The sequence below is a fragment of the Quisquiliibacterium transsilvanicum genome (assembly GCF_014202215.1).
Classification (GTDB): domain Bacteria; phylum Pseudomonadota; class Gammaproteobacteria; order Burkholderiales; family Burkholderiaceae_E; genus Quisquiliibacterium; species Quisquiliibacterium transsilvanicum.
The window spans coordinates 209,085-233,294 of record NZ_JACHGB010000002.1; the positions used below are offsets into that span (position 1 = coordinate 209,085).

The following is a 24,210-nucleotide window of genomic DNA, read 5'->3' on the forward strand; positions in this document are numbered from 1 at the left end:
GAACGCAGGGACACACCCATGACCATCCGCTCACTTTTCGACCCCAGCAAAGACATCTACCGCACCATCGAGAAGGTCATCACCTACGGCGCGTCGCAAGAAGGCCGCCTCAAGGCTGAGATCTCCGAGTACGTGGTCACCGAGAGCATCGAGGAGCAGTTCCGCAAACTCCTCGACCGCATGCAGTTGGCGATGGAGTCCGGCGGCGAGAACGAGATCGGCGTCTGGGTGTCGGGCTTCTACGGCTCCGGTAAGAGCTCGTTCACCAAGTACCTCGGCCTGGCCTTCGATGACCAGCGCACGATCGACGGCACGCCCTTCATCAAGTACCTCCAGGATCGCCTGCACAAGCCGCAGACCAAGGCGCTGCTGAGCACCGTGGCGCAGCGGTTCCCTGCCGCCGTGGTCATGCTCGATCTGGCGAGCGAGATGCTCGCTGGCGCCACGATGGAGGACGTCTCCACCGTCCTGTACTTCAAGGTGCTGCAATGGGCCGGCTACTCCCGCAACCTCAAGGTTGCCGCCTTCGAGCGCATGGTCGAGAAGGACGGTCGCACACCTGAGCTGCACGAGCGCATCGCCAAGGCACTGCCCGGCGCGACCTGGGCGCGCGTGCAGAACAACCCGCTGGCCATCGATGGGCTGATCCCGAAGATCGCCCACGAGATGTACCCGGCACTCTTCCCAGAGGCCAAGTCGTTCTCGTCCAGCACCGATGGGTTCTTCCAGTTCGAAGACCAGCGCGTGCAGGAGATGATCGACATCGTCCGCGAGAAGAGCGGCAAGCAGAACATCATCTTCATCGTCGACGAAGTCGGCCAGTACGTCGCCTCGCGTGACAACCTGATCCTCAACCTCGACGGCCTGGCCAAGAACCTCAAGCGCCTGGGCGATGGCAAGGCCTGGATCATTTCCACGGCGCAGCAAACGCTCACCGAGGACGACCCGCGTGCAGCGCTGAACTCGGACAAGCTTTACAAGCTCAAGGACCGCTTCCCGATCCAGATCGACCTCGAGTCCAGCGACATCAAGGAGATCTGCTACCGGCGCCTGCTGGGCAAGTCGCCGGCGGGTGAAACCGAGCTCGGCAAGCTGTTCGACGCCCACGGCCAGGCGCTTCGTCACAACACCAAGCTGCAAGACGCCAAGTATTACGACGCTGATTTCAGCAAGGCGAGCTTCACCAATCTCTACCCGTTCCTGCCGGCGCACTTCGACATCCTGCTGCACCTGCTGGGCGCCCTAGCCAAGTCCACCGGGGGCATCGGCCTGCGCTCGGCGATCAAGGTCATCCAGGACGTTCTGAAAGGCGAAGGGGGCTCCAAAGCCATGGCCGATCAGCCCGTGGGCTGGCTGGCCACCACCGTCACCCTGTACGACGAGCTGGAGAAGGACATCCGTCGTGCCTTCCCGTCCGTGCACCAATCGGTTGGCAAGGTTCAGATCCGTTTCCCGGACTCGCAGCTTCACCAAGACATCGCCAAGTCCGTGGCCGTGCTCCAGATCCTGGGCAACCTGCCGGTGACGGTGCAAAACGTCGCCAGCTTGATGCACCCGTCGGTCACCGCGCCCTCGCAGCTCGACACCGTCAAGAAGGCCGTCGAGGACATGCTCAATGACGTGCATGTGCCGCTGGGTGAGAAGGATGGAAACCTGGTCTTCCTGAGCGAGCGGTTGCGCGACATCGAACAGGAGCGTGGCGCCATCGCCCTGCGCACCGTGGATGTGAGGCGCATCTTCAACGACGCGCTGCGCGAATCGTTCGACCCGCTGCCCCGGGTGAGTCTGCACGGCACGATGGCTGTGGCCACCGGGCTGAAGACCCAGGCCGGAAGCGCGATCACCAGCCTGGCGGGTGATACCAACACTATCCAGACCGTTGTGGAGCTGGTACCGGCCAGCGACTACGACACCGCCAAGAACCGGATGCTGGACGACTCTCGCAGCCGCGCGGGTCGCAACATCATCGGGCTGCTGGCTCGCGCCAACCCCGATCTCGACGATCTGGCCAACGAGATCTACCGTTGCCAGCGGATCGCCGAACTGCACCGCAACGAGCCCGACCAGGAGGTCAAAGACTACTGCTCCGGCCAGCTTGACCGAGCGGCCAAGCTGGCCACCCAATTGCAGAGCAAGATCAAACAAACCCTGCAATCGGGTTCTTTCGTTTTCCGCGGCCAGGCGACGGCGGTCTCTGCCCTGGACGCTGACCTGCTGGAGGCGGCCAAGAAGCTCCTCGTGGACGTGGCCGACCAGGTGTTCGATCGGTACGTGGAAGCCCCCGTTCGCGCGGGCACCGACACCGCCGAGAAGTTCCTGAAGGTGGCCAACCCCGCTGCCATTGGCAGCAGCCTGGACCCGCTGGGCCTGGTGCAGACCGTCGCGGGCCGTGCGTCGTTCAAGACCGACCACAAGGCAATGATCAGCATCCGCGACTACATCGACAAGCGTGGCACGGTCGATGGCAAGCGCCTGCTCGACGACTTCAGCAGCGATCCATTCGGCTGGTCCCCTGACACCACGCGCTACATCGTCGCGGCCATGCTGATGGCCGGCGAGATCAAGCTCAAGGTCTCTGGCCGTGAAGTCACTGCGGCTGGTCAGCAGGCCATCGACGCGCTGAAGACCAACAACTCCTTCAAGCAGATCGGTGTTTCGCTGCGGGACGAACGCCCGTCCATCGAAACCCTCGGCCGCGCGGCCGAGCGGCTCACCGAGCTGGTGGGTGACATGGTGATCCCCTTGGAGCAGGAGATCAGCAAAGCCGCTGCCAAGCACTTCCCGCGCTTTCAGCACGACTACGGATCCCTCGCCGAAAAGCTCAGTGGCCTCGGGTTGGCAGGCAGCGACCGCGTGCGCACCCTGAACCAAGACATCGCAGACGTACTCTTCACCGACGCTTCCGATGCCCCTCAGCGTCTGGGCGCCGAGACCTCGGCCATCTACGACAACTTGAAGTGGGCGCTCGAAGTGAAGCGCGCGCTCGACAACGGTCTTGACGCCACCCTGCGCGATCTCCAGGCCCATCGCCGCGATGTCGAGGCCTTGCCTGATACCGGTGTGCCCGGCGAGCTGCGCCGCGAACTGGCGGAGGACTTGGGCGCCTTGTCAGAGCGCCTGGGCAAGGAAGACTTCTACAAGCACACCGCCGACTTCAACTCCCAGCTGACCCATCTGCGGGGCCGGGTGCGCGACGCGGTCATCACCTTGTCCGACCAGCAGAAGCTCCGCCTGAAAGAAGGCGTCGAGGACTTGCAGCGCATCCCCGAGTGGGAGGAGCTGACGCAGGAGGAACGCGGCAACGCCGTGAACCGGCTGGATGGGCTGGCGCTGGACGCCACGCAGGATCTTTCTGGGCTGAAGAAGCTGCTGGCCCGCGACTACGACATCAACAGCACCCTGGAGGAGCTGAAGCGCTCGATTCAGCGCCAAGGCCAGGAACGCCTGCGCCAGCGCATGGAGGAAGAACGGGCCAAGTCTGGGGAGAAGGGACCGTCCAAACTCACCAGGAAGGTTGCCGTGCCGGCCAAGATCACCACGGCAGCCGACATCGACGCCGTCATCCAGCAACTCCACGAGATCAAGGCACAGGTCGGCCTTTACTCGGAGATTGAGGTGACCTTCTCGGTCGGCAATGGAGGTGAGCAGTAAATGGCGTTCGACCAAACAACAAGAAACCGCCTTCAGCGCTTCGTCAACGACGCGCGCCGGGTGCTGGAAGAAGAGTTCACCCGCCAACTGCAGAACGACTACGGCATGGACCCGAATGCGGGGTCTGTTGCTGATTTGTCCAGCCTGCGACACATCAACGACGCGCAGCGCGAAACCGCCCGCATCCTCCGCGACACCTTGGCGCACTACACCGCCAGTGGCGACATGAACGCCAGCCAGGGGCTGGATCGCATCGTGCGCGAACAGGCCTTCACCGTGCTAAATCGACTGGCCGCCCTGCGGATGGCAGAGTCACGTGGGCTGCTGGTTGAGTCGGTTGGCAACGGCTTCCAGGCCAAGGGCTTTCAGCTCTATGCCCGCCTGGCCGGCACCGGCCTGGGCGAAACGGGTGATGCCTACCGCGTGTATCTGTTCAGCGTGTTCGATGAACTCGCACAAGACCTGCCAGGCCTATTCGACCGCTACTCCCCGCAGGGGCGCCTGTTCCCCCGCGAGTCCGCGCTGCTGCAAGTCCTGAACCTGATCAACGACGCCGACATCGCCCCGCTGTGGAGCGAGGACGAAACCATCGGCTGGATCTACCAGTATTTCAACTCGAAGGAAGAGCGCAAAGCGATGCGCGATGCCAGCCAGGCGCCTCGCAACAGCCGCGAATTGGCGGTGCGCAACCAGTTCTTCACGCCGCGCTATGTAGTCGAGTTTTTGGTGGACAACACTCTCGGGCGTCTCTGGTTCAACGCCACGGGCGGGGCCACCGGCCTGCGCGAGCGCTGCCAGTACCTGCTGGTGAAACCTGACGAAACGCCACAAGCTGTCACCAAGCTGCGTGACCCGCGCACACTGAAGCTGCTGGACCCGGCCTGCGGCTCCATGCACTTTGGGCTGTATGCCTTCGATCTCTTTGCCGAGATCTATCGCGAAGCCTGGGTCTGGGAGCATCAGCATGGGCCCGGCTCGCTGGATGTGTCCACCCAGCCTCAGGCCGCGTTCAAGCCATTGAGCCAGACCTACGAGGATGAGGCAGCTTTTCTACGAGACGTGCCGCGCCTGATCATTGAGCACAACATCTATGGCGTAGACATCGACCCGCGCGCTGCGCAGATAGCTTCGCTGGCGCTGTGGCTGCGGGCGCAGCGTGCATGGCACGATGCCGGTGTAAAGGCCAAAGACCGCCCCCTGATTGGGCGAGGTCATGTGGTTGCCGCTACCGCGCCGCCGGCGGAGCGAGAACTGCGTCAGCAGTTCGCGGCCAACCTCGACCAGCGCGATGCCGAACTATTCGAGAAGACCTTGCAACTGCTTAAGGGCCTGCCGGAACTGGGCGTCCTGCTCCAGGTCGAGCGCGAGCTACCGCTCTTGATCCGCCAAGTCTACGTCGGCAAAGGCACGGGCCTGTTTGCCGACCAGGAGCAAGCAAACTGGCAGCAAGCAGAAGCGCGTCTGCGTGCGGCACTCAATGAGTTCGCTCAGGCGGCAAAGTCGACGTATCAGGGACGCCTATTTGCGCAGGATGCATTGCAGGGGCTGCGGCTGATCGATCTGTGCCGTGAAGTGTTTGACGTAGTCGTTATGAACCCGCCCTTTGGTGCTTTGGCCGCCAACACCAAAGACCAACTTGCCAAAGCCTACCCGCGAAGCAAGAACGACCTACTGGCCATCATGGTCGAGCGTGGCCTTGAAATGCTGCGCGCTGGCGGACGCATCGGCGCCATCACCTCGCGCACTTGCTTCTTCCTGTCCAGCTTCCAGAAATGGCGCGAGGACGTGGTGCTCGGCATCGGTCGTCCCGAGGCGATGGCCGACCTGGGCTTTGGAGTGATGGACGATGCCATGGTGGAGGCAGCCGCCTATGTATTGGAGAAGCAGGCATGACTACATTTGTGCGACTGCTCGTCGAAAACGACAAAGCCACAGATTTGCTGGAGAGCTGTGCTGCGCTCCGGTCGGGCAAACAAAGCGCCAGAGTCTTTGAAGTAGCGCCAAACTCCTTTCGAGCAGTGCCTGGCGCTCCATTTGCTTACTGGGTTAGCGAAGCTGTAAGAAGTATCTTTAAGAGATGGAGCGCCTTTGAACAGGATGGGCGAGCCGTTCGTCAAGGCATGGCTACCGCTGATGACTTCCGATTTGTCCGTGGATGGTGGGAGGTCGAATCGAGCAATGATCGCTGGCCTGGTTTCGCCAAAGGTGGGGCATATTCTGCGTTTTATGCCGACCTCTATTTGGTGGGAAACTGGAAAAATGACGGCGAACAGATACGAAACTTCTTCGATCCAAAAACGGGGAAGCTAAATTCTCGTCCGCAGAGTACGGATTTCTATAGAAGACCTGGCCTAACGTGGCCGCTTCGCGCAAGAAAGTTCTGCCCACAAGTGCTTCCCGCTGATGCCGTGATTAGCGTCCGTGGCTCGGGCATTTTCTCTGAGAATCCGCTCTTATATTTGGGCTTGTTCTCGAGCAGTGCTGTCGATCTTTTGTTGCGAATGTTGTCTGGTCGAGAGGGTCACCCGCAATATGACATGGGCGACATCTCTGCACTACCGCTTCCACCGGTGGCGCAAGAAGTCTCAAGCACTATTGAGAGACTTGCCCTACGTGGCTGGTCGCTCAAGCGCACGCTGGACACCATCGAAGAGACTTCTCACGCGTTTGCGCTGCCTGCCGCGCTGCGCTCTCGCCTTGGCGATTACGACCCGCCCGCAATTGAAGCAGAGCTTGTTCGGATCCAAGCTGAGATCGACGCCATCGCCTTCGATCTTTATGGCTTCAGCGAGGCTGACCGCGCAGCGGTGCAAGCTAGTCAGGGCGCAGCCAACGAAGATGGTTCCGGAGCGAGCGATGACCAGGACGACGAGGCCAGCGGCGACGAAGACAGCGCTGCCCCCATCGACCACACAGCGGGCCTGTTAAGTTGGGCCCTCGGTGTGGCCTTCGGTCGTTTCGACTGGCGCTTGGCTACCGGTGAGCGTGCTGCACCTGCCGAGCCAGAACCTTTCGACCCACTGCCGGCGAAAAGCCCCGGCATGTTGCCCGATGGCGCGGCGCCGTTTCACGCCCACGCCGGGATCCTGGTGGATGACCCTGGCCATCCGCACGACCTGGCACGTCTTGTTGAAGAGGTGCTCGCCCGTGTCGAGGCTCCTGTGCCGGAAGATCTGCGCCGCTGGCTGCAACGTGACTTCTTCGCCTTCCATCTGCAGCGCTACTCCAAGAGCCGCCGCAAGGCGCCCATCTACTGGCCGCTGAGCACGACGTCCGGCAGTTATACGCTGTGGGTCTATTACCCCAGCCTCACCAGCCAGACGCTGTACACGTCGATCAACGACTTCGTCGAGCCCAAGCTCAAACAGGTCGGCTCTGACGTGTCGGTGCTCCGCAACAAGGGTACAGCCCGCACTCGCGACGACGAAAAGCAGTTCGAGGCCCTGCAAGCCTTCGAGCTGGAGCTGATCGAGTTGCGCGACACCCTGCTCAAGCTGGCGCCTGACTACAAACCCAACCACGACGACGGTGTGCAGATCACCTCGGCACCCCTGTGGCCGTTGTTTCGTCACAAGCCCTGGCAGAAGGTGCTCAAAGACACCTGGGCCAAGCTGGAAAAAGGCGACTACGACTGGGCGCATCTGGCCATGAACTACTGGCCAGACCGCGTGCGCGAGAAGTGCAAGACGGACAAGTCGCTGGCCATCGCCCATGGTCTGGAGCATCTGTACATCGAGTCTGAGGCACAGCCCAAGAAGACGCGTGGACGCAAGAAGGCGGGAGGCGATGAATGAGCATTGCTGAATTCATCCGCGAGAGCGTGCTGCGGCCCCGCCTGAAGCAGGCTGGTGCGCTGGTGGTGTACGACGCCGATAGGCGCTACCGCGAGCAGTGCTTCGATCTGGCCGGCGACAAGGTTCGGGTCGTGGACGCGTCCGAGAGCAGCATCGAAAGCCGCGAAGCGGCGCTGTTGGCGCTACGCGAGGTTGGGCACCCCCAGACACCGGTAGACGGCGTCTTGATCTACGTACCCCGCAAGCGACCAGAATCCGACGAGGACAAGCAAGCCGACCCGTTTGCGCTCTACGCCGAATGCGGCGCAGTGTTCCCGCAAGACGATGGTGATGAGTACCTGAGCCTCTGCCTGCGCGCCAGGCCGGATCACGCCACCGAGATCCGTCAGGTGTTCGCCAACTCCTCAGGTGGGCCGACCTTTGCCGTGATCGACGCCATCGGCGGCGGCGTGAGTTGGCCCCACCTCAGGGCCACGCTGCGAGTCGAATCCGGCCGGGAGATTCTGGCTGCGCTGCTGGCGCCCAGTGGCGCGCAAACGACTGCTCTCAAGGAGCAAGAAGGCTGGGTACAGGAGGCACGCGACTTCCTCCGCGCCACTTTGGGCCTGAGCCTGAAGACACGGGGCAAGACCTGGTCGGCCCTGGCGGACGAGCTTTGGCGCTACGTGTTGTTCAGCGAGTTCGTGTTTGATTTGCCAGTCGCATTGCCTGCCACCCTCCAAGGGGTGCCGCACGCACCGATGGAGGCCAGGCCGATTGTCGAGGATGTGTGCGACCGGCTGCGCAGCGACCCGAAGTCGTGTGCCATCTACATCGAGCGGGCCGAAGCCATCGAGGCAGAGCTCAACCTGAGCGACCTATGCGGCGCAATCGAAGACCTGGGCGAGCGCGACACATTCCCCTTCGAGGAACGGACCTTCCTGCGCACCGCCATCAAGGGAATCGTGACGGGCGACACGGATGCCACGCGCCGTGTGCTGACCCGCCAGAAGAGTTCCGTCTGGCTGGGCAAGGGGGAGAGCCAGGCGCAGTGGGACTTGATCCGCGCGGGCCTCAGCCTTGTCGAGGCGTGCGATGACTTTGAGCGCCAGTTGCCGGATCACGCCCGTTCACAGGCAGAACTGATCGACTTCTACCTGGGTAGCCTGCGCGAAGCAGACCGCCTGCAGCGTGAGTTTGAACAGGCTGCCGGTGACTTCCTGGACCAGCACGGTTTGATGCACGAGGTGATCGGCCAGGCACGGGCGCGTTATCGGCGCCTGGCAGAGAAGGTTCAAGGCGTGTTCGTGAAGCACGTCGAGACCGCCGGGTGGCCGCCAGCCGGCCGGCTGGCCAACGCCGATGCCTTCGATCGCCTGGTGGCGGACCGTCTCAAGGAGAGCGGGCGCAAGGTGGCTTACCTGATGGTGGACGCCCTGCGCTACGAGCTGGGCGTGGCCCTGGAGAAGCTGCTGGCGGAGGATGGACCGGTCGAGCTGCAGGCCGCTTACGCGCAGTTGCCGACCATCACCCTGGTGGGCATGGCCAGCTTGCTGCCTGGAGCGCGAGCTGGCCTGACCCTCTCACTGGAGAACGACGCCCCAGTGCCTAAGCTGGCGGGAGCGCCCGTGGGCAACGTCGCGCAGCGCATGAGCGTACTGTCGAAGCGGTACGGAGATCGTTTCGAAGAGATGCCCCTCAATGATTTCGTGCGGGGCAAGCCGAAGATCGCGGAGACCGTCGACCTGCTGGTGCTGCGATCGACCGAGATCGACAGTCAGCTTGAAAGCAACCCGGAGACCACCCTCGGGTTGATCCCGGGCACGCTGAAGCTGATCCGCGTGGCGCTGCACAAGCTGCGTGGGATGGGTTTCAAGGAAGCGGTCATCGTGACCGACCACGGCTTCTTCCTAAACGCACAGGCCGAGGCGGGCGACGTGTGCGTCAAGCCCCAGGGCACATGGCCGGTGAACGCGCATGACCGCATGATGCTGGGCACCGGCTCCTCTGACGGGCACAGCCTGGTGGTCGGCGCTGAGAAGGTCGGCATCCGGGGTGACTTCGCTCAGGTGGCCATGCCCCGCAGCATGGCTCCGTACCGATCAGGCCACCTGTACTTCCACGGCGGGGCTTCGCTCGCAGAGGCTGTCGTGCCAGTGCTGGTGGCGCGCCTGGATACCGCATCGCACGCCGAGCAGCGCAAGGTGATGGTCGAACTGACCTACAAGAACGGGGCCAAGCGCATCACGACGCGGCTGCCGGTCATCGAGGTCGTGTTGGTCTCTGACGACATGTTCTCGCAGGACGTGAGCCTCGAGATCTTGCTGGAGGCACAGGACAGCAAGGGCAATGTGGTCGGCGAACCGCGCCCCGGTGGCGATGTGAACCCCGCCACCCGGACGGTGACCCTGATGCCGGGTCAGCGCAAGCAGATTGCACTGCGCATGGACGACGAGTTCAGGGGCAAGTTCTCGGTCAAGGCGCTCAACCCGACGACGCTGGCACTGGCGTCAAAAGGCAGTGAACTGGCCCTCGAAACCGATTACACGGAGTGAGCCTGATGGACGAACTCGACAAGAAACTGAACGAGACCTTCGACGGCAAGGTGCTGCGCAAGGACCTGCTGCACCGGATCAAGAAGGGCACCAACGTCCCAACCTTCGTGCTGGAGTTCCTGCTGGCCAAGTATTGCGCCAGCAATGACCAGGCCGAACTCGACGCTGGCATGGAGGCCGTGCTGTCCTCGCTCCAGGAGAACTACGTTCGCCCGGATGAGGCCAATGCCGCGCAGTCCAAGGTGGCCACCAAAGGCAAGCACCGGTTCATCGACAAGGTTCACGTCCGCTACGTCGAGAAAGAGAAGCGGCACTGGGCATCGTTGGAGAACTTCAACTCCCAGCGCATCGCGATCGGCGAGAAGTTCTACCGGGACAACGACCGCCTTCTGGAGGGTGGGATCTGGGCCGAAGTGACGCTGGTGCACAACGACATCGACGAGGACGACTATGCGTTCTCCATCGAAGATTTGCGTCCGATTCAGCTCACCCGGTTTGACTTCTCGCGCTATACCGAAGGCCGCGCCGCGTTCACCCGCGACGAATGGCTGGCGGCGGTGTTGCGGTCGGTCGGCCTGGAGCCGACGAAGCTGTCGCACCGCGTGAAGATGCACTTCATCGCCCGCTTGGCCGCCCTTGTAGAGCCGAACTACAACTACATCGAGCTGGGGCCGCGTGGCACAGGCAAGTCCTACTTCTTCAGCGAGTTCTCGCCCTACGCGACCCTGATCTCGGGCGGGCAAGCCACCAAGGCCACGCTGTTCTACAACAACGCCCGCCGTAAGGTGGGCTTGGTGGGCTACTGGGACACGGTGGCCTTCGACGAGGTGGGCGGGATCAAGGTTCGCGATCCGGACACCATCCAGATCATGAAGGACTTCATGGCCAACGGGCGCTTCTCGCGGGGCGCCGAGGTCATCGCAGACGCCAGCCTCAGCTTCGTCGGCAACATCGACGTCTCTGTGCAGCAGGTGGTGAACTCCAACGAGTACGACCTGTTTCAGCCGCTGCCGCCGGAACTTGATCTGGCTGTGATGGACCGCTTCGCGGCATACATCCCAGGCTGGGAGATGCCCAAGAACAGCAGCGAGTTCCTGACCAGCAACTACGGGTTCATCACTGACTACCTGGCCGAAGCCTTCCACTACCAGTTCAAGCACACGAACCGGTACGAAGAGGTCAGCAAGCGCATTCGGCTCGGCAAGGCAATCGAGGGGCGTGATGAGAAGGGCATCAAGAAGACCGTCTGCGCGTTCTTGAAGATCCTGCACCCGCACGGCCCGCCGACCGACGCCGAGTTCGAGGAATACGTGGCCTACGCGACCGAGTGCCGGCGTCGCGTCAAGGAGCAGATGAACAAGCGCAAGCCGGATGACGAGTTCGCGCGCATTGGTCTGTCTTACTTCAAAGCTGGCGGCGAAGAGGTTGTGGTGTTCTGCCCGGAGTCCAAGGACGCCATTGCCACACAAGAGCCGGCGCGCCGGAGGCTGCGACAGTCAGAAGGACAGCCGACAGAACCGGCTGAGCAGCCGCCTGCTGTGCAACCGGCACCGGCCGCAAAAGCGGCACACGCCGAGCCCACCGCTCCCCAGGCTACGGCACCGGTCAGCCCTGTCGCAGCACCAACCCCTTCGGCTGGCCCCAAAGAGCAGCACTTCACCATCCTCTATGGGGACACCGGGCATAGCTACGAGTCCATCATGGGGCCGTACCTGCAGGGTGCGAAGGCTGTGGTCATCGAGGATCCGTACATTCGGCTGCAGCACCAGATCCAGAACTTTGTCCGGTTCTGCGAGACGGTGCTGAAAGCTGGCACGGTGAAGAAGATCTCCTTGATCACAGGGCACGACGACAAGACCCCGCTGGCGGAGATGGCGGAAAAGCTGGAAGAGCTCAAGCAAAGCCTGCTGGAGGTTGATGTCGAGTTGGAGGTGAAGCTCAACCCCAACATCCACGACCGCGAGATCCGCCTGGACAACGGCTGGATCATCAAGATCGGCCGAGGCCTGGACTTCTATCAAAAGCCGTCGAGCTGGTTCGAGGTCGGCGCGCACGACCTGAACCTTCGCAAGTGCCTGGAGACCAAGGTGGACATCTTCAAGGCCCCAGCGTAGGCCGCCTTCGCGGCTCGGTGTGCTATCCACTTGGCGAAAGGGAGTGGTTGCGCTTAGTGAAACACAGGGATGAGGCTCCCACCCGAAACAAGCGGCCTAAGGAGACGACAAACCTACAACCTCAGAAATCGCATCCAATAGAGGCTTGAAGCCATCAAAATTGATCTTGTCAAAATGCGGCTCCACCACTTCCTTCGCGAAGACGGATTTCGTGTAGTGTTTGTCCTCGTCGAAGCCCTTATCTGAGCCGTGAAAGATTTTTCCCTTGTGAATCGTGCTCAAGAGCGAGCTATCAAACAAAGACTCAATCGCTGCAGTTGTGCTACTGGGTGGTTTGGGGATAGGTACGACAAAAACCATTGGCATCAATCTATAGTAAGGCTCCGAGCCGTCGATCATCTTATGGCTCCCGGTTATTTTCTTGATAAAAGAGAATATATCTTTTGATGCACCGTCGTTATCGACAACGACGATGAGAGGAAATCTGTTGCCTTTGGAAACAAATGTTTCCGAAGCCTTTCGGTACTCACGAAGGAATGCCAGCAATGGCGCCGCCCCGCCAGTGAGCCCCATGAGCGAACTCGTTTTTTTACCGTCGGCCTTATAGAGCCGAACGTTCATGCGAAGTTCCCCTGAGGCAGTGACAGATGCCAAAGAAGGGAAGAGCGGCGCCAGTTTTCGCAAAGCAGAGCGCAGATAAACGTTGTCCGTCTTCCCCTCGCAGACAATTACTGGGCGATCGACGCAAAAAAACTCTCGATAAAAGAGAAATCGCCGGTATGTCTCTCGTTGCGACCGCGCAGCTATCGCATTGTCTTTTCTGTTATGCTCGGCGGCCGCGTCAATCGATGCGATGTATCCAAGCATACCTTGGAGTTCTTCGAAGTTTCCCGGAATTGCGCGCAACGTTGTGGATCCGGCGGCCAATACGTTCTTTCTAATTTCAAACGCTCCCGTCGTGGTCAGCCTATGTACCATCGCTCTGACCTGACGCCGGTATTCGCGAGGTACATTTACTCTGCGGTTCACTACAAGACCCGTCACATCTTGGCGCGAGTCACGGTACTGGGCGCGTGTCTTACTTGCGTTAACAGAAAAGCCGGACTTCTCAATTGCGCGCACAAGCGTTGGAGCTGCCTCCCAAGCGTGCAGTCCGGTGCCAGGCTTGTGCTGAACTATTGCAGCAGGGGGATTCTTCAGCCTCGTAGAGAAAGTAATATCGTCCGCATAGCGCGTGTAGACGAATCCGCGACGCTTAGCATGCGCCAACAGGCGCAAATCTAAAGGGCGCGCAACTAGGTTCGCCAAGACCGGAGAACAGGGGCTTCCCTGCGGGAGAGCGTTTTCGTGGCATGCGATCTGAGCGATGACCGTGGCTACTGAAGGGTTAAGAGAAAATGCATCATCCTTTATTAGTAGACCTCGGACCCTGCCGAAGTTGATCGATCCGAAAAAATCGCTTATGTCGAGATTGACTACAAGTCGACGATTTCGGTGTCGCGACGCATTCGTTATGATGGATCTATGCCTTCTGAATCCGTGGACGAATGGATCGGAGCGCTGGCCCTTGTCTGCTAGCTCTCCTATACAGTCTTGAAGGAGATTTGAAGTTCTTCTCTGTAGGAGTTTGAGCTCTGCTACGGGCGCTTGAATCGTCCGGGCTCCGCCGGAGCGTTTTGGGATCTTGTACTCAGTGTACTTCTTCGCTTCAGGGATAACGTAAAGAACGTATGCCAGCGCCTTGGCTTTGAATCCCAGCAGTCGCGCCAAATCGTGCAGCGTGGACGCCTTTCGAAGCGATTCGAGTTTTGACATCTCGCAGAGCAACTCCCAAGTGGTGGCCCCTGGGCACTCTTACGCGAAGACATACCATCTCATGAGAAATCGAGATATAAGGTAGCAGTAAGGAGGCAACGCCTCCCCCAGCTATTGCACTTGTGGCGAAACGCCACAAAACGTCTGCCCAGGGGCCGTTGTGACGCTAGCACAAATACGCGCCGATTCTTTTTGGGGGCCGGTTCGGTTTTTCAATAAGGCCGCGCTTTGCCATACATGTGTTGCGGCAAGAAGGAATGCCGGTGCGAAACTGGCCGTGGCTCGAACAGGTGCGCGGTGGCGAACTTCGCGTGGTTCGCCACGGGGTCGGCGCGGCTGATCTCGAGCTCGATCCAGAGCCGCTACGGGCCGTCGTCACGGGTGAGCCGCATGTCCGCCCGCGGCGCGAAGCCGAGCCTGCGCTGCAGGCCCGGGCTCATGATTCGGTCCTCGAACGTGCAGCGCGAGCCCGCGGGGCAGGCGCCGCGGAAGCGATGCTGCAGCGCGCGTGCGAGGTCCCTCATCGCCTACTCCGCGTCCCCCGCCGCATGTGCCGCTGCGGCCGGCGCCCACTCCGGAATCCCCTGTTCCTGCCTCAGCCGTATCCGCTGCACCATCAGCCCAGCGAACACGTCGTCGAGCCCGAAACGCCCGGCGGCGATCGCGGGCAGGCCGGCGCGGGCCTCGGAGCGGAAGCGCGCCTGCATCGCCTCGCTCGCGCGTCCGTAGCCGCGGTCCCACCGTAGCCTTCCCCGCCAAGTGGACAACTCGAAATCAGAGACTTCGGGTTTGAAGGAAGTCTCCAGTTTCAAACTGTCCATCGCAAGGGGGAGGCTACGGCGTCCGCTCCAGACGCAGAAGAGCGGGGCGCCCGCCATCGTGCGCAGCGCCTGCTCGCGCGCGATGCGCACGTCGCGCTCGGGTTCCGCCCAGGCCAACACCTGGGCGGCCGCGTGCTCGCTGATCGTGCGGCCCTGGCTTTCCGCGTAGCTCTTCATCAGTCGGATCCACTCGGCGATCACGGCCGGCTCGATCCAGGCGTCGAAGCGCTGCAGGGTCTTCCACAGGTGCAGCGGCATTCGCAGGTCACCGAACGAGGCAAGGTAGGGTTCGTCGAGCGTCACCGCGTCCGGCACCCGGCCGGCTGCTGACGACTTCGCCCCGAACACCGGCCCGCCGCCCGGGTAGGTGAGATAGCGCGCGGGCATGCGCTCGATCGTCCTGCACGCATCGCGCAGCGCGGCGTGAAGCGCCGCCGCCCGGTCGCCGGAGAAGCGCATGCCGACGCGCAGGTCCAGGTGGGAGACGCCGGCGAGCCGCCTGAAGCCCTCGCGCACGAAGCCGAGCCGCTCGAGCCCGCGATGGAGCGGGCTCTGCGGCAGGTCGGCCGCGAGCAGCGGCTTGAAGAGGCGGATCCAGTACAGGCCGACCAGGCCCAGCGGCACGACGACCTCGTCGTCGCCCGCGAGCCGCGCGTAGCCGGCCGCGCCGTCGGCGATGCGGCCGAGCGCGCGCAGCAGCGCGAGCTTGTAGGTCGACGACTTGTCGTCGTTCAGGATCACGTGCCGCAGCAGCGGCAGCGCGCCGGTGCCGTCGTCCGGCAGCCGGATCGCCACCTGAACCCAGGTCACGTCGCCGCGGCCCAGGCGGTCCTGCGCTTGAACGCGGCGCTCGACGAACGCCCCGTGCGCGCGCGCCAGCCGCTCGAGCTCGGCCTCCGAGACCGGGTGCATGCCGCGGTCCTCGGCCGCGGGGCCGAGGCGCAGCGTGATCGCGAGCAGGCCGCCGGGCTTGAGCAGCGTCACCAGCTTGCGGAACGCCCGGGCGCGCTCGGCCTCGGGTACGTGCATCCAGACCGCCGAGAGCAGGATCAGGTCGAACGACAGGCCCATCCGCAGCACCTGCCGCAGCTCGGGCAGCGCGTCGCCCACCCAGCGCACGCTTGCCGTGGGGTGCAGGGCCAGCGCCTGCTCGCGCATCGCGTTCGAGGGCTCGACCGCGACGACCTCGAAGCCCTGCGATGCGAGCCATGCGGCGTCGCGGCCGGTGCCTGCGCCGACGTCCAGCGCGGCGGCGCCGGCCTGCGGCAGCAGGTCGACGAGCCAGGCGTGCACGTGCGCGGCTTCGATCGCCTCGTAGGTTCGGGCGAGCTCGGGTGCGTGCGCGTCGTACCAGGCGATGGGGTCGTGGGGCACGGGGTGGCGGGGAATCGAGGCTATGGCGTGATGTTAGGGGCGGTGGCTCGAACAGGTGCTTGGTTGCGAAGTGCGCATGGTTCGCCAATGGGTCAGCGCGGCTGATCTCGAACTTGAACCATACGACCCCGTGCGTCAGGCGACGGCGCGGGCAAGGGGCAGCACGATCTCGACGGACTCGAAAGGCACCACGACCTCGCCTCCGTCGGTCCGCTCGATCAGCCCCAACTCCTCCATGCGCGCAACGTCGGTGTGGACGTTGGAGTAGTTGCGCTCGGCCGCCTTGGCAAGGGCATACACGCTGCAGGGCCCGACCCGGCGAAGGGTGTCGAGCAGGTCCAGGCGAGCGGGCGTCAGTTCGGCGAACAGCGAGCGCGCCGACTCGAAGCTCAGGTGGAAGTCCGGCGCGCGCCCGTCGCGGGCGGCGGACACCTGGGCAGCGGCGGCCTTGAAGATCGCTCCCTTCCCGGAAACCTCGATGATGGCCTTCATGGCTGCTCCCAGTGCTCGACATCGGACTGGAAGTCCGCGAGCAGTTGTTCGACGGAGGTGAAGCTGTACCCGTGCTCCTGATCGCCCACGTGCCGATGGTCGCCCTTCCCGCGTTCGTTGTCGTATCGGACGCGGCTGACACCTGCGGCGCCGTAGTAGAGACGGTACTTGTAACGGTGAGGGCTGGGCGGCAGCGGTTCGGGAAGCTCCCAGATGACGATCTCGACGATGGATCCGTCGTCACGGATCTCCTTCGCACGGGCTAGGAGCTTCGCTGACATGTATTGCACCTTAGCAATATAACGATGTGCTGTCCATGAATCACTCGCGCCCCATCCGCTTGGCTGAATCGACCGTCTCGGCCGTGAACTGCCCTTGGGGCAGGCTGGCCCTGAGTGCACGGGCTCGCGCCACGCGGTCAGCGGGTGGCATGTTCATGTTCGCGAAGAAGCCAGGGCGCTTCCATGATTGATGCCAGCGACGTCACGGACAACCTGATGCGGTCTGCCCCTTAGGCGTCGGAGTCGCTCCGGCCGCTCACGGCCGCCCGTCCGCCGCCCGCTCGAACAGCGCCTCCAGGCCGGCGTGGGTGCCGCGCAGGCCGGTCACCACGCGCTGGGCCCAGTCGAAGTACTCGCGCCGGCGCGCCAGGTCCCAGTCCGGGGGCGGGGTCGCGGCGAGGTCGCGCAGGTTGCAGGTCTTGTCGGCGAGCTTCACCAGCTTGGCCTCGCGGCTCGCGTGCGCCGCGTGGACCTCCTGGAGCTTCTTGCGCTCGGCTTTCGGGAGCGACTTGTCGTCGGTGACCTCCAACACGATCGACGTGATGCGCTCGCCGAAGGTCGCGCGCAGCTCGTCGGCGGTGGTGAGCGTGTCCTCGATCGTGTCGTGCAGCAGCGCCGCGGCCAGGACCTCGGCGTCGGTGATGCCCGCCACGTCGGCCAGCAGGCTGGCGAGGGCGAGCGGGTGGTTGATGTACGGGGTGGCCTCGGCGTCCTTGCGGCGCTGGTCGCGGTGCTTGTGCGCCGCGAAGGAGGCGGCTTTAAGGATCAGGGCGATGTCGGAAGTGGCCTTCATGGGGATCTCCTCGGGTCGGGGCCGGCCGTGCCCGGGTAGGGCGCGCGCAGGCGTCTGGCCCCTGGTGCGGGGCCGGGTTCGGGTGTGGGCGGACGGCGTGGCGGGTGACGCGGCCGGTCCGCTGCGGGGCTTCAGTTTGTTAGAGAGCGTGCGCGGTACAGCTGCGCGGGCCGGAAGGCGCCGGTGCGCATCTCGCCCGGCACCGGCTCCAGGAGATCGCGCTCCGCGAGCCGGCGGCGGAAGCTCGACTTGTCCAGCCGGCGCCCCAGCAGGGCTTCGCACAGGGCCTGCAGCTCGCCCAGCGTGAAGGTGGGCGGCAGGAAGCCGAAGGGCAGCTCCAGCCGGTCCACCTCGGCGCGCAGCGCGTCGACCGCCTGCGCCACCAGCGCGCCGTGGTCGAAGGCGGGCTTCGCCTCCTGCACCGCGTCGGCCGGCCACCAGCCCAACGTCTCCAGCCGCTTGCCCGGCGTGGCCGCCAGCGCCTGCGCATCCACCAGCGCCCGGTACACCACGCTCAGCGCCCAGGGCGCCCGCGGGTCGCGCGCCGCACCGCCCACCGCGCCGATCTGCCGCAGGTAGGGCAGCGACACGTTCAGCCGCTCGCGCGCCACGCGCCGCGCGGCGGCCTCGAGGTCGGCGTCCAGGTCGATGCGCACCACGCCGCCCGGGATCGCCCAGCGGCCCTTGTAGGGAGCTTCCTGGCGCTTGCCGAGAAGGACGCAGAGGCGGTTCTCGACCAGGGAGAGCAGGGCCACCTCCACCCGGGTGAAGGGCATGGGGTGGAGGGTTGGCGGTTGGGTGGTGCCGTCGCTTAGTTGCATTACGCAACTAAGGATCTCATGCGTTGGAGGTAGGCGCAAGGGAGCGTTTGGAATCGCGGGCTTGGGGTAGCTTTGGTGGGCGCATCCCGTTGCATCGACGGGGTGGATCCAGAGAGCGCCGTTGGTCGATCGGGCAAGGTTCCCCAGACGGTGCCCAGACGGTGCCCGCTTGTCAGGTGTACTCCAGGGGCGCACAATGCCGATGCTCACGGTTGTCGAAACCATCCTCTTCCAGAAGCAATGGCCGTACTACTGGTCCGAGGAGGAGCGCGGGGAGTTCGCGGACTACATCGCCAGCACCCCTGACGCTTTACGCCAAGGCTGAGACCGATAACCTCACCGGAGCCAAGCTCAAGGAGATCCGCCGTGCCATCGAAAGCTAAGCCTCTTTCCAGGGCCGACCTCGACGCCTACGAGTCGAAGCGCGACTTGGCCGCAGATCTCCTGGAGTCGGTGCGCCAGATGAAGGCTGGCGAGACCCGGGTCGTTCATTCGCCCGCCATCGAGGCGCGCGAGCGCACGGGGCTGTCCCAGTCGCAGTTCGCCGCGCTGCTCGGTGTATCGGTGCGCACGCTCCAGGGCTGGGAGCAGGGGCGTAAGCAACCGAGCGGGGCGGCTCGCACGCTGCTGAACATTGCCTGGACGAACCCGAGGGCGCTGCTGGACGTTGCGGGGAAGTAGTTCATGCTTGAAGCCATCCGCGACAAGACGGACCAGGCCGAGCGGCGTGCCGAGTTCCACGACGAGGCCGAGCGTCGCCATGCGGCAATCGTCGAATCGGGAAAGACCATCGCGTGGAGCGAAATGCGCCGCTATCTGCAGGACCGGCGCGTTGGCAAGGCAGTGGCGCGCCCTGCACCGAGGAAGCTGGCCCGCTGATCGTGGCGGCGGTCGAATTGGCGCCAGAACTCGCCGATGACTTCGATCGCATCCTCGAACACCTGGTCGCGAACGCAGCGCAGCACTCCGCTTCGAGGATCTCGGACATCGTCCGCGCGGCGGCGTTGCCTTGTACCGTTACGTCGAGGAGAACGACATCGTCTTCGTGCTCGCGAAGCGCGGTCAGCGCGAGGCGGGGTACGTCGGATGACGATGCCGCAGCGCGCCCGAAACTTGGCCCGAAGGAAAATCCGGGCTCGCCCCGTGAGCCCGCATGCACACGCCATTCTGCCGTTCATGTCCGGGTATTCGCCGTCCAGGCATCGGCCTGACCACTTGCGACGGCAAGCCTTCATGCTCTGCGACTCCAATACCAACACCAACGAGGAGCCGCACCGTGAACCTGTCCATTCCCCGCCTCTGCGCCGTTGCCGTCGTCGCTGCCCTGTCCACCGGCTGTGCTTCCATCGTAGGTGGCACCTCGCAAGTAGTTTCCGTCGAGGCCCTGGACGCCGACCGCAAGGTGAGTGGTGCACAGTGCTCGCTCAAGAACCCGAAGGGCGAATACTTCGTGACCACCCCGGGCACGGTCACCATCAACCGGGCCTACGACGACCTGCTGGTCAAGTGCGAGCTGGCCGGCTATGACGCCGGCACCACGTCGGCCAAGTCCACCACCAAGGCGATGGCCTTCGGCAACATCATCTTCGGCGGCGTGGTGGGCGGCGCAGTCGACATCGCGTCGGGAGCGGCCTACGAGTACCCGTCGATGATCACCGTGAAGATGCGGTCACTCGCCGCCGGTGAGAAACCGGCGGAACAGCCGGCGGCTTCCCCGGGGCCCAGCGCGGCCGTTCCCGCCGATCAGGCGCGACGCTGAGCGCAGGGCTCGCGCACCCTGGCGCAATGGACCGCGCCGAGCGGTCTACGCGCCGTGCCATCCGCATGTTGGCTACAAGTACCGCCTGGCCCGGGCGTCGACGGGGTCTGCGTCCTGCGCTACGGTAACGAGGTCGGCAAAGGCGATCACAGGCATTTCGGCGCAACCGAGACCGAGTGCGTGTTCAGCACGCCCGAGGCGCTCATCGCCGACTTCGAGCGCGGCATTGCGAGGTGGAACCGTGAAAACAGTGATTCTCGAGGTCCGTGAGCCGGGCGAAGCGCTTGCCGGGTTCGCGCGAGCGTGGCGAGACGGCAAGGCAGCGCGTTCAGCGCGAATCAGCTTTGCTTCGCCGGAACTCCTCTGGAAGGTGCTGACCGCGAAGCGCTGGGAGTTGCTCAAGGCGCTGTGTGGTGCAGGGCCGGTCTCGATACGGGAGGCAGCGCGGCGGGTCCACCGTGATGTCAAGGCCGTTCATGGCGACGTCACGGCTCTGCTGAATTCGGGGGTGCTGGAGCGCGCCGAGGGCGGCGCAATCGTGTTTCCCTACGAGGCCGTGAAGGTCGAGTTCACGTTGCAGGCCGCATGAGCCTCAGGACTCGTCCGATGTCCGGGGCGGCGGGACATCGTCCAGGCGCTTTGCCATCCGAGTCTGCCAGCCCGGACCCGTTGCTCGCCAACGCGCGATCACCTTGGGCGGAAGCCGCAAGCTGATCACGCAGGAGTGTTCCGCCGGGCTGACGAGGGTGCGTGCGCACCCGGAACGGTCGATGGCATCGAAGCTGGATCAAATGCGCTGTTGGCCCGCCTCTCCAGCTCTGCGCAGGCCTGCATCAGGGTGTCGAATGCCAGCGCATCTCCGACCATGAGCTGATCTTCGAGCATGCGCGCGTAGTCAGCGGCAAGCGCATCGCGCGCGGCGTCTTCGGGCACTAGATGCAAGGCGCCTTCCGTGGCTGCAAAGTAGTCGATGGTCTTGCCCTCGGCGTCCTTTTCGCTGAAGAAGCGCGACTTGTGTTCCGCGACGGCACGAGCGACCACCCGGTCTTCGATCACCGCGCTGAAGCGCGGGTTGCGCGCGATGGCTGCCAGGTCGTGCCAGTGCCGCGCGAAGCGTTCGCCTCGAATCCGCCGTTGAGCGCAGAACACATGCGCGGCGGTGGCCTTCTCCCAGAACGTGCGGGCAACGCTCATGACGAGGGGCGACGCAGAGGGAAACGTTACGCCTTCCACTTGCCCGTCCATCTCGCAGGTGACGGGAACTACCTGATGCGGCTCGCCGGTCGCGCGTCCGCCGAACTCCAGCGTGACGACGGGCGAGACGTACCCGGTACCCTGCGCGACTGCAGGGTAGTGGAGCAGCAGCGTGTCGCGCTCGGCACCTGTGAGCTCGAGCCTTGCGTCCAACCTGGCGTCCTGCAGCGCCGCTTCGAGGATCGGGACCACGCTCGTGGCGATCCATTCGGGCAACCGATCACGGACGGCCTTGGTCCATCTGCTTGCCTGGCTCCGGTTCGCCGGCAGGAACTCGTCGCCACGAGTGAGGTCCGCGATCAGCTTCCGGATGTCGTAGGTGAGGTCGATGTCCTCCGAGAACCGGTCGATGATCTTGTACGCCTTCGAAAGCGACGTCCCTCCCTTGAAGGTCAGGTCGGCGGCGAGCGGCGAGTCGAACAGCGCGCCGAGCGCCCACACGACCCAGGCATCCTTCTCGAGCAGATGCGTCGGCCGTCCGGTGTTCTCGCGCGCCTGCTCCAGGACTTCGACCTGGTCTCGCCTGCTGAGCGCGAGGTAGCGCTCAGCCACGAAGCGCCGCCTCGCCGATTGCCCTTGCCATCCAGGAGGGCAGGGTGGCGCGCGAGGAAGTCAGCACCTGCCAGTCGGAAGGCGGAAGCCTCCGCCGCAGGGTGGCCAACGATTCCCTCACGTGGGTTGGTCCCATCCAGGCCAGGGCGCGGATGGCCGCACCGGCCTGGCTCGAGCCCAGGGCCATCATCCATCCAGGCGCGTGCTTGACCGTGATCTCGGAGCGCCCGAGCTTGATGCTGCGCGTGCGACCGGACGTCAGGTAGACAAGGCGAATGGGTACCTGCTGCGTCAGCCCCAGCGCGTTGGCAGCGTTCGCACCATGGGTCGTGATGACATCGCCGCTCCGGCTGGCCAAGGCGCCGACCACTTTCTCGGGTGCCGGTGCCCGTGTTCCGAAGCGACTGGACACTGGCGAGACATACGAGCCCCGTGCAACGCGCAACAGCCTGCCCTGCCGGGTGAGCCGGGAGAACGCCTGATCGACGGCGGCACGGCTTCCCAGGTGGAGGAACTCCTTGGGCGATAGCACGCCTCCCTCGGGAAGGGATCGGGCATGCGACAGGATGGTTTCGGGCAGGGTGCTGGTTGCTGGCATAATGTCAGAAGAATAACAGTGTTTCTGACATTTAGCTTGTAGCCTGGAGAGATTCGTCAGTGCAGGAATTGCAGCGCTACCGCCCAGGCCGATCATCGGCGAGGTCGAGGGGAGACCAAATGAGGTAGCGGGCCCCTTGTTGGGGCGAGATGGCAAGGCTACGGAGGAATGTCAGGCCGCTGGCAAGTTGAGCTTTCTGACGCCCTGCAGGTCGACGTGTTGGCGGGCCAGCCGAAGATCACGTGCACTCTGCATGGCGAGCCAGCTCTCCGGGCTGCGTCCGATCGCCTTGGACAGGCGCAACGCCATCTCCGGCCTGACCCGGCTGTTCCCGTTGAGCACACGATTCAGCGTGGACGGGGCAACCCCGAGCTTTTCCGCCAGCACGCGGACGCTGATCCCATTGGGCTCGAGATAGACGCCGGAGATGAACTCGCCAGGGTGGGGCGGATTGTGCATGCGCGGATTCATGATCATCAGAATTTATCCGAAGTCTGGGGCGGCGGGACATCCTCCAGGCGCTTTGCCATGCGCGTCTGCCAGCCCGGACCCGTTGCTCGCCACCGTGCGATCACCTCGGGCGGAAGCCGCAAGCTGATCAGCTGCTTGGGATTCGGCGACCGCGGGCGGCCGGCCTTCTTGAAGACGGCGCGGCCGAGCATTTCGTCGGTGAGTGCGGGGAGTTCGTCGTACTCCTCGGGCTTGATCGCATGCGAGTCGACGCGCTTGAGATCAGAACCCAAGGTACGGCGCGAGGCGGGTTTGCTCACGATCGTTGGCCTTTCTCATGCTGAACCCGAAACGCTCCGAGCCGTGCTGCGTACAGCCAATGGCTGGCATGCGCCTGGTAGATGGTCTCGATAATTAATGTATCTACGGAAATATGAGCGCGCAAGCCCCTACCAAGCACAGGAGATGCTTCGTCCATCCTGACCACGGGGGCAGGCGGCGGGAATGCACCGAACGGTCTAGTGCCGCGTGAAATCCTCGAGCCTCGACGTAAACTTGAGCTTCGGCCTTGAAGGAGCAGCCCCATGTCCACCTTGCTCGACGAACTCTCGAAGAAAGCTCAAACGCTCAGTGTTGAAGAACGAGCGCAGCTTGCTCAAGAGCTGCTCGAGTCGGTCGAGCGTGACGCTGATCCCGACGTTCAGGCTGCGTGGGAAGTCGAGATCGCGGGGCGCATTGCGAAGTACGAACGGGGAGAGGCCAAGCTCATTCCCGCGGAGGAGGTCTTTGCAGCTGCACGTCGCCTCACGCGGTGAAGCCGGTCCGCTTCCTCGAGGAAGCGCAGGACGAGCTCCTCGAACAGATTTCGTACTACCAGGATCGTGAGAGGGGCCTTGGCGATCGGTTTCGCGACTCAGTTGAGGCGGCAGCGGCAATTGCATCCGCGCATCCGAAGCTTGGGTCACCTTGGAAGCTGCGAACGCGGCGCGTCTTTCTCAGGGGCTTCCCGTTCTCTGTCGTGTATCGCACTGAAGCCGACGAAGTTGTCGTCTTCGCGGTTGCGCACTTCAAGCGCCGGCCAACCTACTGGCGCAGCCGGAAGTGACG

24 protein-coding genes are annotated in these 24,210 nt (G+C 63.7%); 12 read left to right on the forward strand and 12 right to left on the reverse strand.

Annotated features, from left to right (window positions below; translation table 11 throughout):
- Positions 1–18 precede the first annotated feature (18 nt).
- The 5 genes from brxC (at position 19) to brxL (ending at position 12,093) form a co-directional block, all read left to right on the forward strand.
- The gene (brxC, locus tag HNQ70_RS04390) at positions 19–3,651 is read left to right on the forward strand and encodes a BREX system P-loop protein BrxC (protein ID WP_183964658.1); all 3,633 of its coding nucleotides are present in this window, start codon (positions 19–21) and stop codon (positions 3,649–3,651) included.
- On the forward strand, positions 3,652–5,544 hold the full coding sequence (locus HNQ70_RS04395) for an Eco57I restriction-modification methylase domain-containing protein (protein ID WP_183964660.1): 1,893 nt from the start codon (positions 3,652–3,654) through the stop codon (positions 5,542–5,544).
- A 227-nt stretch (positions 5,545–5,771) separates the two neighbouring features.
- Positions 5,772–7,445: a BREX-1 system adenine-specific DNA-methyltransferase PglX gene (locus HNQ70_RS04400; RefSeq protein ID WP_246434704.1), complete on the forward strand. Its 1,674-nt coding sequence runs from the start codon at positions 5,772–5,774 to the stop codon at positions 7,443–7,445.
- Positions 7,442–9,979, forward strand: a complete 2,538-nt coding sequence (locus HNQ70_RS04405) for a PglZ domain-containing protein (protein WP_183964664.1) — start codon at positions 7,442–7,444, stop codon at positions 9,977–9,979. Before HNQ70_RS04400 ends, HNQ70_RS04405 begins: the two co-directional genes overlap by 4 nt.
- 5 nt (positions 9,980–9,984) lie before the next feature.
- On the forward strand, positions 9,985–12,093 hold the full coding sequence (gene brxL / locus HNQ70_RS04410) for a BREX system Lon protease-like protein BrxL (protein WP_183964666.1): 2,109 nt from the start codon (positions 9,985–9,987) through the stop codon (positions 12,091–12,093).
- 96 nt (positions 12,094–12,189) lie between these two features.
- On the opposite strand, the gene HNQ70_RS04415 is transcribed toward brxL, so the two are convergent.
- From HNQ70_RS04415 to HNQ70_RS04445, 7 genes are all read right to left on the reverse strand, one after another.
- A complete protein-coding gene (locus HNQ70_RS04415; RefSeq protein ID WP_183964668.1) occupies positions 12,190–13,908 on the reverse strand; it encodes a retron Ec67 family RNA-directed DNA polymerase/endonuclease in 1,719 nt (572 codons plus the stop codon).
- Positions 13,909–14,270: 362 nt separating this feature from the next.
- On the reverse strand, positions 14,271–14,432 hold the full coding sequence (locus HNQ70_RS04420) for a hypothetical protein (protein ID WP_183964670.1): 162 nt from the start codon (positions 14,430–14,432) through the stop codon (positions 14,271–14,273).
- 3 nt (positions 14,433–14,435) lie between these two features.
- Entirely contained in the window at positions 14,436–16,103 is a 1,668-nt protein-coding gene (locus HNQ70_RS04425; protein ID WP_183964671.1) for a methyltransferase domain-containing protein, read from the reverse strand.
- Between the two features lie 135 nt (positions 16,104–16,238).
- Positions 16,239–16,595 (reverse strand): HVO_A0114 family putative DNA-binding protein, encoded by a 357-nt coding sequence (locus HNQ70_RS04430; protein ID WP_183964673.1) that lies wholly within the window; start codon positions 16,593–16,595, stop codon positions 16,239–16,241.
- Entirely contained in the window at positions 16,592–16,876 is a 285-nt protein-coding gene (locus HNQ70_RS04435) for a toxin-antitoxin system TumE family protein (RefSeq protein ID WP_183964675.1), read from the reverse strand. Before HNQ70_RS04435 ends, HNQ70_RS04430 begins: the two co-directional genes overlap by 4 nt.
- A 256-nt stretch (positions 16,877–17,132) precedes the next feature.
- A complete protein-coding gene (locus HNQ70_RS04440) occupies positions 17,133–17,651 on the reverse strand; it encodes an HD domain-containing protein (RefSeq protein ID WP_183965467.1) in 519 nt (172 codons plus the stop codon).
- A 149-nt stretch (positions 17,652–17,800) separates the two neighbouring features.
- Positions 17,801–18,445: an NUDIX hydrolase gene (locus HNQ70_RS04445; protein WP_183964678.1), complete on the reverse strand. Its 645-nt coding sequence runs from the start codon at positions 18,443–18,445 to the stop codon at positions 17,801–17,803.
- 247 nt (positions 18,446–18,692) lie between these two features.
- On the opposite strand from HNQ70_RS04445, the gene HNQ70_RS20350 reads away from it, so the two are divergent.
- The 5 genes from HNQ70_RS20350 to HNQ70_RS04470 all read left to right on the forward strand — a co-directional run bounded on the left by HNQ70_RS20350 (position 18,693) and on the right by HNQ70_RS04470 (position 20,838).
- Complete coding sequence (locus HNQ70_RS20350) at positions 18,693–18,815, forward strand: hypothetical protein (protein WP_281381480.1); 123 nt, start codon at positions 18,693–18,695, stop codon at positions 18,813–18,815.
- Positions 18,816–18,856: 41 nt separating this feature from the next.
- Positions 18,857–19,171, forward strand: coding sequence for a helix-turn-helix domain-containing protein (locus HNQ70_RS04455; protein WP_183964680.1), 315 nt, complete (start codon positions 18,857–18,859; stop codon positions 19,169–19,171).
- Positions 19,172–19,174: 3 nt separating this feature from the next.
- Positions 19,175–19,369 carry a CopG family transcriptional regulator gene (locus HNQ70_RS04460; protein WP_183964682.1) on the forward strand — a complete coding sequence of 65 codons (195 nt, stop codon included), beginning with the start codon at positions 19,175–19,177 and terminating at the stop codon, positions 19,367–19,369.
- A 397-nt stretch (positions 19,370–19,766) separates the two neighbouring features.
- Positions 19,767–20,249, forward strand: coding sequence for a hypothetical protein (locus HNQ70_RS04465; protein ID WP_343060633.1), 483 nt, complete (start codon positions 19,767–19,769; stop codon positions 20,247–20,249).
- Positions 20,250–20,490: 241 nt separating this feature from the next.
- The gene (locus tag HNQ70_RS04470; protein ID WP_183964684.1) at positions 20,491–20,838 is read left to right on the forward strand and encodes an HVO_A0114 family putative DNA-binding protein; all 348 of its coding nucleotides are present in this window, start codon (positions 20,491–20,493) and stop codon (positions 20,836–20,838) included.
- Between the two features lie 3 nt (positions 20,839–20,841).
- Here HNQ70_RS04470 and HNQ70_RS04475 read toward each other — a convergent pair whose 3' ends face one another.
- From HNQ70_RS04475 to HNQ70_RS04495, 5 genes are all read right to left on the reverse strand, one after another.
- Positions 20,842–20,967 (reverse strand): BrnA antitoxin family protein, encoded by a 126-nt coding sequence (locus HNQ70_RS04475; protein ID WP_343060634.1) that lies wholly within the window; start codon positions 20,965–20,967, stop codon positions 20,842–20,844.
- Positions 20,964–22,055, reverse strand: coding sequence for a nucleotidyl transferase AbiEii/AbiGii toxin family protein (locus HNQ70_RS04480; protein WP_183964686.1), 1,092 nt, complete (start codon positions 22,053–22,055; stop codon positions 20,964–20,966). Before HNQ70_RS04480 ends, HNQ70_RS04475 begins: the two co-directional genes overlap by 4 nt.
- The gene (locus HNQ70_RS04485) at positions 22,048–22,653 is read right to left on the reverse strand and encodes a DUF6088 family protein (protein ID WP_183965473.1); all 606 of its coding nucleotides are present in this window, start codon (positions 22,651–22,653) and stop codon (positions 22,048–22,050) included. The genes HNQ70_RS04480 and HNQ70_RS04485 overlap by 8 nt, the downstream gene beginning before the upstream one ends.
- A gap of 171 nt (positions 22,654–22,824) precedes the next feature.
- Positions 22,825–23,130 (reverse strand): HigA family addiction module antitoxin, encoded by a 306-nt coding sequence (locus HNQ70_RS04490; RefSeq protein ID WP_246434706.1) that lies wholly within the window; start codon positions 23,128–23,130, stop codon positions 22,825–22,827.
- The gene (locus HNQ70_RS04495) at positions 23,130–23,423 is read right to left on the reverse strand and encodes a BrnA antitoxin family protein (protein ID WP_183964688.1); all 294 of its coding nucleotides are present in this window, start codon (positions 23,421–23,423) and stop codon (positions 23,130–23,132) included. The genes HNQ70_RS04490 and HNQ70_RS04495 overlap by 1 nt, the downstream gene beginning before the upstream one ends.
- A 264-nt stretch (positions 23,424–23,687) precedes the next feature.
- On the opposite strand from HNQ70_RS04495, the gene HNQ70_RS04500 reads away from it, so the two are divergent.
- Complete coding sequence (locus tag HNQ70_RS04500) at positions 23,688–23,918, forward strand: addiction module protein (protein WP_183964689.1); 231 nt, start codon at positions 23,688–23,690, stop codon at positions 23,916–23,918.
- A complete protein-coding gene (locus HNQ70_RS20590) occupies positions 23,915–24,208 on the forward strand; it encodes a type II toxin-antitoxin system RelE/ParE family toxin (protein WP_183964691.1) in 294 nt (97 codons plus the stop codon). The genes HNQ70_RS04500 and HNQ70_RS20590 overlap by 4 nt, the downstream gene beginning before the upstream one ends.
- Positions 24,209–24,210: the final 2 nt, after the last annotated feature.

Bases quoted from the DNA above. Each gene is read 5' to 3' on its own strand.
- HNQ70_RS04430 (WP_183964673.1), bottom strand. From the start codon at position 16,595: ATGAAGGCCATCATCGAGGTTTCCGGGAAGGGAGCGATCTTCAAGGCC.
- HNQ70_RS04460 (WP_183964682.1), top strand. From the start codon at position 19,175: ATGCTTGAAGCCATCCGCGACAAGACGGACCAGGCCGAGCGGCGTGCC.
- HNQ70_RS04490 (WP_246434706.1), bottom strand. From the start codon at position 23,130: ATGATCATGAATCCGCGCATGCACAATCCGCCCCACCCTGGCGAGTTC.
- HNQ70_RS04400 (WP_246434704.1), top strand. From the start codon at position 5,772: ATGGCTACCGCTGATGACTTCCGATTTGTCCGTGGATGGTGGGAGGTC.
- HNQ70_RS04415 (WP_183964668.1), bottom strand. From the start codon at position 13,908: ATGTCAAAACTCGAATCGCTTCGAAAGGCGTCCACGCTGCACGATTTG.
- HNQ70_RS04435 (WP_183964675.1), bottom strand. From the start codon at position 16,876: ATGTCAGCGAAGCTCCTAGCCCGTGCGAAGGAGATCCGTGACGACGGA.
- HNQ70_RS04405 (WP_183964664.1), top strand. From the start codon at position 7,442: ATGAGCATTGCTGAATTCATCCGCGAGAGCGTGCTGCGGCCCCGCCTG.
- brxC (WP_183964658.1), top strand. From the start codon at position 19: ATGACCATCCGCTCACTTTTCGACCCCAGCAAAGACATCTACCGCACC.
- HNQ70_RS04445 (WP_183964678.1), bottom strand. From the start codon at position 18,445: ATGCCCTTCACCCGGGTGGAGGTGGCCCTGCTCTCCCTGGTCGAGAAC.
- HNQ70_RS20350 (WP_281381480.1), top strand. From the start codon at position 18,693: ATGCTCACGGTTGTCGAAACCATCCTCTTCCAGAAGCAATGGCCGTAC.
- HNQ70_RS04500 (WP_183964689.1), top strand. From the start codon at position 23,688: ATGTCCACCTTGCTCGACGAACTCTCGAAGAAAGCTCAAACGCTCAGT.
- HNQ70_RS04485 (WP_183965473.1), bottom strand. From the start codon at position 22,653: ATGCCAGCAACCAGCACCCTGCCCGAAACCATCCTGTCGCATGCCCGA.
- HNQ70_RS04395 (WP_183964660.1), top strand. From the start codon at position 3,652: ATGGCGTTCGACCAAACAACAAGAAACCGCCTTCAGCGCTTCGTCAAC.
- brxL (WP_183964666.1), top strand. From the start codon at position 9,985: ATGGACGAACTCGACAAGAAACTGAACGAGACCTTCGACGGCAAGGTG.
- HNQ70_RS04420 (WP_183964670.1), bottom strand. From the start codon at position 14,432: ATGAGGGACCTCGCACGCGCGCTGCAGCATCGCTTCCGCGGCGCCTGC.